Origin of the sequence: Okeania hirsuta, assembly GCF_003838195.1 — a bacterium.
Classification (GTDB): Bacteria; Cyanobacteriota; Cyanobacteriia; order Cyanobacteriales; family Microcoleaceae; genus Okeania; species Okeania hirsuta.
Map to the genome: position 1 here is coordinate 60,802 of NZ_RCBY01000011.1, position 14,364 is coordinate 75,165.

At 38.4% G+C, this 14,364-nt stretch carries 14 protein-coding genes; 9 read left to right on the plus strand and 5 right to left on the minus strand.

Annotation, left to right across the window (positions count from 1 at the left end):
- Positions 1–328 precede the first annotated feature (328 nt).
- From D5R40_RS03500 to D5R40_RS03505, 3 genes are all read left to right on the plus strand, one after another.
- Positions 329–1,237, plus strand: a complete 909-nt coding sequence (locus D5R40_RS03500; protein ID WP_124154236.1) for a DMT family transporter — start codon at positions 329–331, stop codon at positions 1,235–1,237.
- Between the two features lie 153 nt (positions 1,238–1,390).
- Positions 1,391–1,567: a hypothetical protein gene (locus D5R40_RS34505; protein ID WP_161564920.1), complete on the plus strand. Its 177-nt coding sequence runs from the start codon at positions 1,391–1,393 to the stop codon at positions 1,565–1,567.
- Positions 1,548–1,847 carry a hypothetical protein gene (locus D5R40_RS03505; protein WP_124154237.1) on the plus strand — a complete coding sequence of 100 codons (300 nt, stop codon included), beginning with the start codon at positions 1,548–1,550 and terminating at the stop codon, positions 1,845–1,847. Before D5R40_RS34505 ends, D5R40_RS03505 begins: the two co-directional genes overlap by 20 nt.
- A 310-nt stretch (positions 1,848–2,157) precedes the next feature.
- On the opposite strand, the gene nifT is transcribed toward D5R40_RS03505, so the two are convergent.
- The 5 genes from nifT to cysE form a co-directional block, all read right to left on the minus strand.
- Complete coding sequence (nifT, locus tag D5R40_RS03510; protein WP_124143216.1) at positions 2,158–2,358, minus strand: putative nitrogen fixation protein NifT; 201 nt, start codon at positions 2,356–2,358, stop codon at positions 2,158–2,160.
- Entirely contained in the window at positions 2,358–2,624 is a 267-nt protein-coding gene (locus D5R40_RS03515) for a nitrogen fixation protein NifZ (RefSeq protein WP_124143217.1), read from the minus strand. Before D5R40_RS03515 ends, nifT begins: the two co-directional genes overlap by 1 nt.
- A 233-nt stretch (positions 2,625–2,857) precedes the next feature.
- Positions 2,858–3,088, minus strand: a complete 231-nt coding sequence (locus D5R40_RS03520; RefSeq protein WP_124143218.1) for a DUF2949 domain-containing protein — start codon at positions 3,086–3,088, stop codon at positions 2,858–2,860.
- Between the two features lie 86 nt (positions 3,089–3,174).
- Positions 3,175–3,447, minus strand: a complete 273-nt coding sequence (locus D5R40_RS03525; protein ID WP_124143219.1) for an Asr1405/Asl0597 family protein — start codon at positions 3,445–3,447, stop codon at positions 3,175–3,177.
- A 12-nt stretch (positions 3,448–3,459) separates the two neighbouring features.
- Positions 3,460–4,068, minus strand: coding sequence for a serine O-acetyltransferase (gene cysE / locus D5R40_RS03530; protein WP_240041537.1), 609 nt, complete (start codon positions 4,066–4,068; stop codon positions 3,460–3,462).
- Positions 4,069–5,522: 1,454 nt separating this feature from the next.
- Here cysE and nifB point away from each other — a divergent pair.
- From nifB to nifK, 6 genes are all read left to right on the plus strand, one after another.
- Positions 5,523–6,995, plus strand: coding sequence for a nitrogenase cofactor biosynthesis protein NifB (gene nifB / locus D5R40_RS03535; RefSeq protein ID WP_124143221.1), 1,473 nt, complete (start codon positions 5,523–5,525; stop codon positions 6,993–6,995).
- A gap of 344 nt (positions 6,996–7,339) precedes the next feature.
- Positions 7,340–8,542, plus strand: coding sequence for a cysteine desulfurase NifS (gene nifS / locus D5R40_RS03540; RefSeq protein ID WP_124154239.1), 1,203 nt, complete (start codon positions 7,340–7,342; stop codon positions 8,540–8,542).
- Between the two features lie 417 nt (positions 8,543–8,959).
- A complete protein-coding gene (nifU, locus tag D5R40_RS03545) occupies positions 8,960–9,838 on the plus strand; it encodes a Fe-S cluster assembly protein NifU (protein WP_124154240.1) in 879 nt (292 codons plus the stop codon).
- 361 nt (positions 9,839–10,199) lie between these two features.
- Complete coding sequence (gene nifH, locus D5R40_RS03550; RefSeq protein WP_124154243.1) at positions 10,200–11,087, plus strand: nitrogenase iron protein; 888 nt, start codon at positions 10,200–10,202, stop codon at positions 11,085–11,087.
- 192 nt (positions 11,088–11,279) lie between these two features.
- The gene (gene nifD, locus D5R40_RS03555; protein WP_124154241.1) at positions 11,280–12,734 is read left to right on the plus strand and encodes a nitrogenase molybdenum-iron protein alpha chain; all 1,455 of its coding nucleotides are present in this window, start codon (positions 11,280–11,282) and stop codon (positions 12,732–12,734) included.
- Positions 12,735–12,954: 220 nt separating this feature from the next.
- Positions 12,955–14,325: a nitrogenase molybdenum-iron protein subunit beta gene (gene nifK, locus D5R40_RS03560; protein WP_240041536.1), complete on the plus strand. Its 1,371-nt coding sequence runs from the start codon at positions 12,955–12,957 to the stop codon at positions 14,323–14,325.
- Positions 14,326–14,364: the final 39 nt, after the last annotated feature.

Genomic DNA, 14,364 nt, shown 5'->3' on the forward strand with positions numbered 1-14,364 from the left:
ATTACTACTTGAATAGTTATTATTGGTCATATCATCTCCGTTGGGGGAAGTTTGTGTAAACCCAAGCATAAATATATGTAGGAAATTTAAGTTTTTTTCTTGACTCTTAAACCCTTCCTGCCTCTTCCCTCTTCCCTCTTCCTTCTTCCTTAATATATGTAGGAAATTTAAGTTTTTTTCTTGACTCTTAAACCTTCTTCCCTCTTTCTTCTTTCTTCTTCCTTCTTCCTTAATATATGTAGGAAATTTAAATTTTTTTCTTGACTCTTAAACCCTTCCTGCCTCTTTCTTCTTTCTTCTTCCTTCTTCCTTCTTCCTTCTAAAAATTATGGAACTGTGGATAACTAATTTTCAAGGCGAACTAGCAGCATTAACCGGTGCATTTTTATGGGCAGCATCCTCCGCTGCTTATAGCTTACTTGGGCAAAAAATATCTCCCCTAAAATTAAATTTATTCAAAGGTTTAATAGCGATCGCTCTGATTTTTCTAACTTTAATTATTAGTGACAAACTTCAGACAGAAATCAACTCAACTACTATTAATTTATTTCTGATTAGTGGCATTCTTGGTATTGGTTTAGGAGATACTGCCTTTTTTTCTGCCCTCAAAAATATGGGTGCAAGAAGAACTCTTCTCATGGAAACTTTATCTCCTCCCATGACAGCTTTATTAGCTTTAATTTTCTTAGGAGAACAATTAACTTTTGGTGCTTGGTGTGGAATTTTAATTACAGTTGGAGGCGTAGCTTGGGTAATCTCAGAAAGAACTCCCGGTGCAGCAATTAGTAATGTTAATATCAAACAAGGAATACTCTGGGCAATATTAGCAGCAATAGCTAATTCTAGTGGTGCAGTTATCTCCCGTTTTGCTTTGCTTTCCTCAGATATTAATCCTTTATTAAGCACATTATTTCGTTTAATTGGAGGAACAACTATTGTTGTTTTATTGTTATTTTTTCAGAAAATAAAACAAGATAAATCAGAGAAATTTAACTGGTCAATGAAACTTGTAGGAGCAATTTTTATTACAGCTTTTAGCAGCACTTATTTAGGTATTTGGCTACAGCAAACTTCCCTAAAATTTTCTCCCGCAGGTATTGCTCAAACCCTCTTAGCTACCAGCCCAATATTTATAATTCCCATTGCTGCTCAAATGGGAGAAAAAATAAGCATTAGGTCAATTTTAGGAGTATTAGTTGCAGTAGTAGGAATTAGTTTACTATTCACTTTTCAGTAATTAGGGTTTGCTGAAAAAGTTTTTTGGAGGGGGGGGAGGAGTCAGGAGGGAAAAAAGAAGGAATAAGCAAGAAAAAAGAGGACACGGTATAATACCAAATTGATAAATTTTTACTACAATATAGATAGATTATATTAAAACAGTAAATAACTGATGGAAAAGTTTGCAGATATTAAAAGCTTACTAAAAGAGTATTATGATTTGGAATTTCCAGTTTCAATCTTTCAATTAGCTGATTTTTTACAAAACTATCCTGAAGAAGGAATGTGGGATTTAAGTACAGTTAGAGACCGTTTCATCAGATACTGGTTTGGGACTTTGTGTACCTGAAAAGTTCCGCAGAAATGAATCATCAAAGGTTTATCGTAAACTTAGCAATGAAAGATATAAAGTGCTACTTGATGAGTGTACAGATGATAATGTAATACCTGCCTTTAAAGTAGGTCGATCTTTATGGTACTGGGGTGGTGAAGAAGATTCTGAGAAAGCCTACAATTTACTTAAAAAAGCTTACACTGTACTTCAACGTGAAAAATTGTTACACATTCTTGAGATTCACTATAATAACAGGGATATTAGATGGGTTGATATGACTGGCTATCCTAAGTAGGGTTTGCTGATTAAATATCAAAGTCTTGATAGATAAAGGTAGACCTCGATCAGATATTCTTAAAAATAGCTGCTCCAGTTCATTTGAGATAGTTATCTCTATCTTTTTTCCCTTTTTTTCAATATTTACCCCAACTTCGGTCTTCCCTCTTCCTTCTTTCGTACGGACATTGCATGCAACGTTCCTACCATTTGTAACAAACATTTATCACGCTTGGTATTAGATATATTGGGGTCAAAAAAACCACCAAACAAGAGATAAATCTCATTTGGTGGCTGTACAATAAGGAGTAACTATGGAAAGGAAACTTTTAGTTTAATCTCTTAGCATCGATAGTTAAAGGTAGTTTTTCTGGTTGGTCTTTAGGAATAGATAATTCCCAACCATTTGTTAAAGTTAAAACTTTAATATCTCCATCAATTTTTTGTGAAACAACTTCTTCTTCCAAATCTTTTTTAGCAACATAAACTTCTAAATTTCCTGCTGCATTATTTCGTAAGATTACTTTCATTAATTTTCCTCTACAACTTCTATTTCATTTTTACGACAGCCTATAATCATTCCTTTTTTAATGAAATGTACGGAATAAATATAAAATTTTTGTAAGAAGGTGCCTATGCCACAAATATAACCGACCTCTCCCCCTTCCAAAAGAATGTCACCTCGATTTTTTCCAGGGAAAGTACCATCATTACGAATTATTTTGCGAACTCTTACTTTCTGTTCCAATTCAAATACTGGTGGTCCATCTAATTCGATCGCCTCATCTAATTTCATGTAGCTGCCTCCCTAATACTGAGCTAAATCTTAGCGTTATTTTTGGTGGAATGAATAGTGATAATTTCTTTAGAGATTATGACATATTAATTATTTAAGAAAAAGTAGCTATTGCTTCTTTCTTTAGGATAGTAAAAATTACATTTAAGCAAAATCTAAAAGTATTTATCACTATTAAACATGGGTTTGTCAACGAGAAAGCTTTTATTTAGATAAACTTTATAATTCATCTTTTAACTAATTGGTCGATCATAGCAGAAAGTATTGCTATCGTAAGACTCATGCCAATCAAAAATTTGTTGCAGTTGTTGGAGAGAAATCATACCAAACTTCCAGAGAATCATTGGTAGAGGTCCACAAGAAGCTTCACTGTGTTTCCGTGCTACAGAAATAGCTGCGGCAGAAATAGCTAATTCTTCCTGCAAAAAATTAATAAATAGAGTTGTTTTGCGATCGCCTTCCATAGTTATTATCCTTAAAATATTAAACTACAGGTAATAGATAAGGAAGGTAACTCCATATCTATTACCAATGAGAATTGTTCATTAAATCAATGGTTGTATTTAGGAAAAACTTCCATCTGCCAGCATCTTTCTAACCAGTCCACTAACTCTTTGCGAGGGGCAACAAATTGCTTAACAATGCTGTGGACAAGAAGAGCATCAGTGAAATTATTGATTTCGACTAATAACTCACCGCTAGCGGAACACCAGCTATTAATCATTAGTTCTTGTAAGCGCTGATGAATGAACCAACGATCGATTTGAGAAACATTCACAACTGTAATCAAGTCTTGAGGGTTAGGATTATGATTGCTATACATCGTTGTCATTCCTTAGTGTTGCTGATAAAAGTTTGCAATTGTTTGTTCTAGTTGCTCAATTCTGTCAAGTAAAGCGCGAGTTACAGTAGCTTGTGTATCTGGTAACCGTCCATGTTCAAGAGGTCCAACTCGTTCGCCAGATTTAGAAACAATTCGACCAGGTATACCGACAACTGTGCATTCAGAAGGAACATTATTCAATACAATTGAACCAGCACCTATGCGAACATTATCTCCGATATTTATATTACCTAGTACCTTCGCACCAGCACCAACTACAACATTCTTGCCAATAGTGGGATGACGTTTGCCAATTTCTTTTCCTGTACCACCAAGAGTGACACCTTGATAAATTAAAGAATATTCTCCAATGATTGCAGTTTCACCAATCACCACTCCCATGCCATGATCGATAAATACTCCTCGTCCAATTGTTGCTCCAGGGTGAATTTCAATTCCAGTTAAAAACCGCCCAAGATGGGAAATTAAACGTGGAATTAGAGAAATGTTCTGAAGATGTAACCAATGAGCGAGGCGATGTAGTACTAGAGCGTGCAAACCAGGATAGCAACATAAGACTTCAACCCAGTTGCGTGCTGCGGGGTCTCGCTCAAAGATCATTTGAAAATCTGTTAAGACTGTCTCTAGCTCTGGAAAGGTAAAATATTTATACCAAAATCTATGACGACGAGAAGAAGAAAGGTCTCTACCTGATTCTGGTTGTCGATTTTGTTGAGCAGTGTCAGTATTAGCTTTGAGTTTGAATTGAGACCTAAAGTTACCTTGACTTTTTTTGGAATTAGAAGTGTTAGTTTTATTAGGTAATGTACAAGTATTGCCAGTTAGTAAGGTGGTCATGGGTTAAATAGGGGGTTCCGTGCTTGACAAGGACGTTTGCTTTTCAATTTTTATATCAAGTGCCTTGTAAACTACTAACCAATATTTAACGGTCAATCTTTATTAGATATATTAAGCTTGTACTCAAAAGACTGAAAATGAATGTAGATAGATGTTTGAAATATATTTTGGGGTAGTAGGTGCTAGTATTTTTTGTAGCGTGTACGAGTATTTAATGAACAATGTACTAGCATTTTTGTACTCAAGGTTGATGCTTGTGTATAAGCAGGTTTGAAGTTTTTAAGAAGGGTTTGTACTGAAATTGAAACTTGTACTCAAATTATAGTTTAACTCATAATTATAGGGAAAAGATTAAAAAAAATATTAAAAATTATCTACTTAATTCTGAAAAAACTGCTAAATTTATTACAGAAGCGAAAAAGTTGCATTTTTATTTTTAGCTATAAGAAAATTGAAAATATTTCTCAGAAAGAACTATTGAAAATTACTTACATTAATTCTGAAAAACTGCTAAATTTATTACAGAAGCGAAAAAGTTGCATTTAGTTTTTGGCCACATAAAATTGTTAAGGAAATTGGTTATATTTCTCAGGATTTTGTTAATGTAGATTACTCTAAAGTGCGACTATATTAAACCTAGATAATTAGTGATGAAAAGCCTTATTCTTGATAACTTTGCTCCTTTTATTTCTGCCTTCTCTCTGTGTAGCTGGAAAAATGATTATCAAACTTTAAAGAAAAATTAAGATAAATCTAGCCTACTTGCCAAAAATTGATACATTGTATACAGTAATAAAAGGTTAGGTTGAATAAGGGGTGTATGAGTACAGGAGTATTGAGGCAAAAATTAGGGTTAAAAAAGCAGTTAAATTATTGATATATATAGGTTTGATAACGAGTACATAAAACTCCGTACCATTACCCCATAAATACTTGTACCCCACTTAAAAAATACAAGTACCTATACCCCAATAAAAAAATTAGATACCTCGATTTGATTTGAATTATTAGATGATACAAATCTGAGTACAAAACTAATGATCGTAATCAATACTAATGGGGGTTTTTGAAAGTAACTGTTTAAAGGCCACTGATATAAAAACTATAACGCCGGACACCTAAACTGCATACGAAAAATAATCGTTTCAGGAAAAGTGTATCGACGCGAGTAATCCGTCACTCACGGCGACAGCTACCCAACAATAGTGGAAACTTAGATGTTACAGCCAACAGAACTATCTTCCCAACCAACAGTAGACAGCTTCGCAAAAACCACGAAAAGCACGGAAAAGAAATCCGGAGGCTGCGTGTCAAAGGGTTGCGGAACTACTACCGAACAGCAACTTCCCGCCAGTATTCAAGAGCGCGTTGCTAACCATCCTTGCTACAGTCAAGAAGCGCATCACCATTATGCGAGGATGCACGCTCCAGTTGCACCAGCTTGCAATATTCAATGTAATTTCTGTAACCGTAAATACGACTGCGCCAACGAAAGTCGTCCCGGTGTAGTTAGTGAACTGCTAACTCCTGAAGAAGCAGCTCATAAAGCTCTAGTAATTGCAGGCAAAATTCCCCAAATGACTGTTATGGGAATTGCCGGACCAGGAGACCCATTAGCGAACCCAGAGAAAACATTCCGCACATTTGAGCTTGTAGCTGAGAAAGCACCAGATATCAAGCTTTGCTTGTCAACCAATGGTCTAGCTTTACCCGATTATATTGATCGACTCAAAGCACTCAACATTGACCACGTTACTTTAACGATTAATATGGTTGACCCTGAAATCGGGGTAAAGATTTATCCTTGGGTTCATTATCGCCGGAAACGCTATAGAGGAATTGAAGGGGTAAAAATTCTGCATCAAAGGCAAATGGAATCCTTAGACTTACTCAGAGAAGCTGATATTCTCTGCAAAGTTAACTCAGTAATGATTCCTGGCATCAATGATGAGCATTTAGAAGAAGTAAATAAAATTGTTCGTTCTAAGGGTGCATTCATTCACAATATTATGCCTCTGATTTCTTCACCAGAACACGGTACTTACTTTGGCTTAAATGGTCAGCGTGGCCCTACCACTGAAGAATTGAAAACATTGCAAGACAAATGTGATGTAGGTGGCATGAAAATGATGCGTCACTGTCGTCAATGTCGTGCAGATGCAGTTGGTTTGTTAGGTGAAGACCGCAGTAAGGAATTCACAAAAGAAGCAATCATGGAGATGACTCCAGAATATGACTTGGAAAAGCGCAAAGAATTCCATGCTGGTATTGAAGGTTTCCGTAATAAATTAGCAACAGCTAAAGCAGAAACTCTTGTAAAAGAAGCAGTTGCTCAAGCTGGTCCTCCTATACTGTTAGCAGTAGCAAGTAAGGGTAACGGATTAGTTAATCAACACTTCGGTCATGCTAAAGAGTTTATGATTTATGAAGTTGATGGTGTGAAAGCTAGATTTATTGCTCACCGCAAAGTTGACCACTATTGCTTAGGTGGTTATGGTGAAGAAGGCAGTTTGGAGAATATCATTAAGGCAATTTCTGATTGTAAAGCTGTGCTGGTTTCTAAAATTGGTGAGAGTCCTAAGGAAAAGGTACTCGACGCAGGAATAGATGTAGTAGAGAGCTACGATGTAATTGAAACAGTTGCTTTAGATTTCTACAAGCAATTCATAAAACTAATACAACCTGCATAGGTTAACTGAAGTTAGAAGTCAGAAGTTTCAGGCAATTATTTGACATTAGCTTACAGCAGGTAAATGAAGTACAGATAAGAATGGTAAAGTTTTCGTAGTGCGGATATCTTGCCCGTGACTGGTGTACCTTACTAATATGAAATACGCTGTAAAACTCAAGCAATGGAAGATGTTTCCTTCTTCCTTCTTTCTTCTTCCCTCAATGGAAGATGTTTCTTTATTCCTTCTTCCTTCTTCCTTCTTCCCTCTTCCTTTCAAAAGCTTAAAACTCAAGCAATGGAAGATGTTTCCTTCTTCCTTCTTCCCTCTTCCTTCTTCCTTTCACCTCAAGTATTTAGTCAGCTATGCAACAAACCATTTATCTCGATAATAATGCTACCACCAAAGTAGATGATGCAGTGCTAGCGGAAATGCTGCCTTACCTGAGTCAGTTTTATGGTAACCCCTCTAGTATGCACACTTTTGGCGGACAAGTTGGTAAGGCTGTGAGAAACGCGCGATCGCAAGTTGCAGCTTTATTAGGTGCCCAGGATACAGAAATTATCTTTACCAGTTGTGGTACTGAGGGTGATAATGCTGCAATTCGAGCTGCTCTCACTGCCCAACCAAATAAACGGCATATTATTACTACTCAGGTAGAACACCCAGCAGTTTTGAATCTCTGCAAGCATTTGGAAAAGCAGGGTTATACCGTTACTTATCTGTCAGTAGATAGCCAAGGAATGATAGATTTACTTGAGCTGGAAGCTGCTATTACAGGTAATACCGCCTTAGTCTCCGTTATGTACGCCAATAATGAAACAGGCGTGATTTTCCCCATAGAGAAAATAGGGCAGATAGCTAAGGAATATGGTGCGCTATTTCATGTTGATGCGGTGCAAGTAGCAGGGAAAATTCCCCTGGATATGAAGAATAGCACTATAGATATGCTGGCTATCTCTGGTCACAAATTGCACGCACCTAAGGGTATTGCCGCTTTATATGTACGTCGTGGTACTCGGTTCCGTCCGTTATTAATTGGCGGACATCAGGAACGCGGTCGCCGTGCTGGTACGGAAAATGTGCCTGGTATTATTGCTCTGGGTAAAGCTTGTGAATTGGCACAGGAGCATTTAGCACATATCGACCGGGAACGGGAACTGCGCGATTATTTGGAGAACGGTATTCTTGCTGCTATTTCTGATTGTGCTGTTAATGGTCATCCTACTCAAAGGTTGCCTAATACTACTAATATTGGCTTCAAGTTTATTGAGGGAGAAGCAATATTGCTACATTTGAACCATTATGGTATCTGTGCTTCTTCTGGATCTGCTTGTACTTCTGGGTCTCTGGAACCGTCTCATGTTTTGCGGGCAATGGGTCTGCCATACACAATTTTGCATGGCTCAATTCGTTTCTCTTTATCACGTTATACAACTCGCCAAGAGGTTGAGGAAGTGTTAGCAGTGATGCCTACTATTGTGGAGCGTTTACGGGCTTTATCACCCTTTAAGAACGACCAAGCTAATTGGTTGCAAGAACGACAAGAAGCAACTGTACAATCCTAAAATTTACAATGTTTTAAAGATTGCTACACTTTTGTTTACGCTACATTTTTGTAGCAAAAATAACAGAAAAACTCAGTTGATTCCGCAACAATCATTATATAGCTTAAAGAGGGGTGTATCTCACGCTAATAACTCGCAAAATTGTAGCAGAATTAACAGAAAAAAGATTCCTTAACCTAGAGTATAAGTAATATAACTTCTAGGGGTAATAAGTAACTTTAAACGCTAATTACTTGAAAAAATAAATTTAAGGAAAAAAGGGTTGCTTGAATATAAAAAATGTGAAATACTAATAATATACAAGTTTAACCCACCTCCTAAAATAATAAATTATTACTCTACAAACTGAGTAGTAATATTCAAGAAAAAGCGCAACTTTCATCAGTAAAAATTAGGGTGTTCTAAACAATAAGGGCTATGTGGGAATATACTGACAAAGTAATGGACTTGTTCTATAACCCCCAAAATCAAGGAACCATTACAGACGAGAAAGAAGGGGAAAAGGTAGTTAGCGGTGAGGTAGGAAGTATAGCGTGTGGAGATGCTCTCAGCCTACACCTCAAAGTAAATGAAGCCTCCGGCGAAATCTTAGATGCAAAATTTCAAACCTTTGGCTGTGCTAGTGCAATCGCTTCATCTTCTGCTCTGACAGCAATGCTAAAAGGCAAAACTATAGACGAAGCCATGAATATTAAAAACCAGGATATCGCGGGATACCTGGGAGGGCTGCCAGAAGAAAAAATGCACTGTTCAGTCATGGGAGAGGAAGCATTAGAAGCAGCAATTTTTAAATATAAAGGTATTGAAGTAGAAGTTCACGAAGAAGACCACGAAGGAGCATTAGTTTGTAGCTGTTTTGCAATTACCGAAAACAAGATTAAGCGAGTAATTCGGGAAAACAAGCTCGAAACAGCGGAAGAAGTAACAAACTATGTGAAGGCAGGTGGTGGTTGTGGTTCTTGTCTGGCAGATATTGACGATCTAATCGCATCGGTTTACGAAACGCCAGAACCTACAGCACAACACATTCCTACAACTACAAAACCTGCCAGCAAACTAACAAATCTACAAAAAATTACATTGATTCAACAAGTATTAGAACAAGAAGTGAGACCTGTTCTCGCGGAAGATGGAGGAGATGTTGAACTGTTTGATGTAGATGGCGATCGCGTGCTAGTAACACTAAAAGGAGCCTGTGGTTCTTGCAGTAGTGCAATGGCGACATTGAAAGGAGCGATTGAAGCTACATTAAAAGAACGAGTAAGCGAAAGCATTGTAGTAGAAGAAGCAGTTTAAAACATCAGTTATCTTTGAAAGAAATTAATTGTTAACTGATGATTAGTAAAACTTAAATTTATGCTAACTACAGCGATAAACGACAAATAACAACAGGTGCATTAATGACAACTATATATACGCAGGTTATACCTGCTCAAGCTTTAGGGCGAGCGCCTCCGGGCACTCAATGTTGCTGCTAAATACACACTGTTCTTAAACGAACAAAATTAATATATGAATGCGATCTGTAAAACCAAAAGCCCTAGAAAACAGCAGCTATATATCAAACACAAACTCTAAGGAAACTTTTACAGAATCAAAATCACATTCATTCAAAATCAAGTCAAACAAACATACTAACAAAACGGAGAAATCTATCATGCGTCAGATTGCATTTTACGGAAAAGGCGGTATCGGTAAATCCACTACTTCTCAGAACACTCTAGCTGCAATGGCTAACCGTCACGGTCAGAGAATCATGATCGTAGGTTGTGACCCTAAAGCTGATTCAACTCGTTTGATCTTAAACGCTAAAGCTCAAACTACTGTACTTCACGTTGCTGCAGAGCGCGGTGCAGTTGAAGACGTAGAACTAGATGAAGTATTGAAAGATGGTTTTGCTGGAATCCGTTGCGTTGAGTCTGGTGGTCCTGAGCCTGGTGTAGGTTGCGCAGGTCGTGGTATTATCACTGCTATCAACTTCCTAGAGGAAGAAGGTGCTTATCAAGACCTAGATTTCGTAAGTTATGACGTACTAGGTGACGTTGTTTGCGGTGGATTTGCAATGCCTATCCGTGAAAACAAAGCTCAAGAAATCTACATCGTATGTTCCGGTGAAATGATGGCGATGTATGCTGCTAACAACATCGCTCGTGGTGTTCTTAAGTATGCTCATGCTGGTGGTGTACGTTTAGGTGGTTTAATCTGCAACAGCCGTAAGGTTGACCGTGAAGTTGAGTTAATCGAGAACTTAGCAGCTCGTTTGAACACTCAAATGATTCACTTCGTACCTCGCGACAACGTTGTACAACGCGCTGAAATCCGTCGTATGACTGTTGAACAGTATTCTCCAGAGGATAACCAAGCTCAAGAGTACAATACATTAGCTGAGAAGATCATCAGCAACGAAAAACTAACTATTCCTACTCCTCTAGAAATGGATGAATTAGAAGAGTTGTTAATTGAGTTCGGTCTATTAGGTGACGAAGACGATCGTCAGAAGCAAATTGCAGCACAAGATGCAGCTTTAGCAGAAAAGAAAGCTTAAGTAAGCTGAAAATCTTCTAACACAAAAGTGGGGGTGTGCAGAGCGCACCCCATCTCAAGACACAAGTAGTAGTGAGTCTTGTATTAATTAATTTGTATGTAGGGGCAGGTTTTGCAGACAGTAGAAAAGCACCTGCCCCCGCTAATACAAAACTCAAACACTAAATCAAATATCCGAAAGGAGATATGTAACATGACATCTGAAAAAGTCGAACAGAACAAACAGTTAATTCAAGAAGTCTTAGAAGCTTATCCTGAGAAAGCTGCTAAAAGACGGAAAAAGCACCTTAATGTTTTAGAAGAAGGATCTGACTGTGGCGTTAAGTCTAATGTGAAATCAGTTCCTGGTGTAATGACAACCCGTGGTTGTGCTTTTGCTGGAGCAAAAGGGGTTGTTTGGGGTCCTGTTAAGGATATGGTTCACATCAGTCACGGTCCTGTTGGTTGCGGTTACTACTCCTGGGCAGGTCGTCGTAACTACTACAACGGTGTAACTGGTGTTGATACCTTCGGTACAATGCAATTCACTTCCGATTTCCAAGAAAGAGACATCGTTTTTGGTGGAGACAAAAAGCTCGCCAAAATCATGAATGAAATCGAAGACTTATTCCCTCTAAATGCTGGTATCACAATTGAATCTGAGTGCCCAGTAGGTCTAATTGGTGATGACATCGAAGCAGTAGCTAGAAAAGCTGCTAAAGAAATCAATAAGCCAGTTGTTCCAGTACGTTGCGAAGGCTTCCGTGGAGTTTCTCAGTCATTAGGTCACCACATCGCTAACGACACAGTGCGTGACTGGGTATACGAGCCATCTGCAAAGATCACTAACGAAGAGATCGGCTTTGAAACTACTCCTTATGACGTATCCTTAATCGCTGATTACAACATTGGTGGTGATGGTTGGAGTTCTCGTCTATTATTAGATGAAATCGGCTTAAGAGTAGTTAGCCAAGCAACAGGTGACGGTACTTTTAACGAAGTATTCATGGCTCCTAGAGTGAATCTCAACCTAATTCACTGCTACCGCTCCATGAACTACATCTGCCGTTACATGGAAGAGGAGTATGGTATACCTTGGACTGAGTTCAACTTCTTCGGTCCTACTCAAATTGCTAAGTCTCTACGTAAGATTGCTTCTTACTTCGACGATACAATCAAAGAAAACACAGAGAAAGTAATTGCTCGCTACCAAGAACAAGCTGATGCAATAATTGCTAAGTATCGTCCTCGTTTAGAAGGCAAGAAAGTAATGATGATGGTTGGTGGTCTACGTCCACGTCACGTTATTCCTGCTTTCGACGATTTAGGAATGGAAGTTATCGGTACTGGTTATGAGTTCGGTCACGGTGATGACTACAAGCGTACTGCTGAGTATGCTCAAGAAGGTACTCTAATCTACGATGACGTTAGTGGATATGAGTTCGAGGAATTCGCTAAGAAATTAAAGCCAGACTTAATTGCTTCTGGTATTAAAGAGAAGTATGTATTCCAGAAAATGGGTATGCCATTCCGTCAAATGCACTCCTGGGATTATTCTGGTCCTTATCACGGTTATGATGGATTCGCTATCTTTGCTCGTGACATGGATCTAGCTCTCAACAGCCCAACTTGGAACCTAATCAAGGCTCCTTGGAAGCAAGCTAGCTAATAGAAGTCAGAAGTTTGAAGTCAGAAGTCAGAAGTTTGTATTTTGGCTTTGGCTTTGAAGATAAATTTAGCTAGGTAATGGGGTCATGCCATCTCTACGGCTGCCCCAATATAGAAACAACATTTGAGGAATTGAGGGATTAAAAGTTGTAATTCGTTTCCTTTTTCCCTCTTCCTTCCAAGAATTGTAAATCCCTAATATCCATAGAGGAATAAACACCATGAGTCAGAATGTAGACAAAATCAAAGATCACTTTCAACTCTTCCAAGAACCAGAATACCAAGAAATGTTCGAGCGGAAGAAAGAATTTGAAGGTGGTCCTTCCAAGGAAGAAGTAGAAAAAGTTCGTGAGTGGACAAAGACTTGGGAATATCGTGAAAAGAACTTTGCTCGCGAAGCTCTAACTATCAACCCTGCCAAAGCTTGTCAGCCTTTAGGTGCAATCTTTGCAGCAGCAGGTTTTGAAGGAACTCTACCTTTTGTACATGGTTCTCAAGGTTGTGTTGCTTACTTCCGTTCTCACTTAACTCGTAACTACAAAGAGCCATTCCAAGCAGTTTCCTCTTCTATGACTGAAGATGCTGCGGTATTTGGTGGTCTCAAGAACATGACTGATGGTTTGGCAAACTCTTATGCTTTGTACAAGCCAAAAATGATTGCTCTTTGCACAACTTGTATGGCAGAGGTAATTGGAGATGACTTAGGTTCATTCATCACTACCTCCAAGAATCAAGGTGCAGTACCTGAAGATTTCCCAGTTCCTTTTGCTCATACTCCTAGCTTTGTTGGTTCTCACATCACAGGCTATGACAATATGCTTAAGGGTATTTTGGTAGCTCTAACTGAAGGTAAGAAAGCAGAAACAGATAACGGTAAAATCAACTTCATCCCTGGTTTCGACCCTTACATTGGTAATATCCGGGATTTGAAGAGCATTCTATCTACAATGGATGTTCCTTACACTGTTTTAGCTGATAACGCTGAGAGCTTTGATTCTCCTAACTTAGGCGAATTCAAGATGTACAATGGTGGTACAACTCTGGAAGAAGGTGCTGATTCAATCAACGCTAAAGCTACTATCTCCTTCCAGAAATATTCTACTCCTAAGACTCTAGAGTACCTAGCAGAAAAAGGTGGTCAAACTACAGCTACTTATCGTCCTATCGGTATCCGTGGTACTGATGAGTTCTTAATGGCATTGTCTGAATTGACTGGTAAGGCTATTCCTGAAGAGCTAGAAATTGAGCGCGGTCGTGCAGTTGATGCTATCACTGACTCTCAAGCTTGGTTACACGGTAAGCGTATTGCTATCTATGGCGATCCTGACCATGTATTGGGCTTGTTGAACTTCACTCTAGAGTTAGGTATGCAGCCAGTTCACGTTGTTGTTACTAACGGTAACGTTAATGGTTTTGAAGAAGAAGCTAAGGAATTGTTAGCTAACGATCCTAACGGTCAAGAAGCTACAGTTTGGATCGGTAAGGACTTATGGCACCTACGTTCATTGTTGGATACTGAGCCAGTTGATTCGTTGGAGGAACTTACCATAAGAGTTACCAATCAACAAATCAACTGGCTAAGGAATTGTTAGCTAACGATCCTAACGGTCAAGAAGCTACAGTTTGGATCG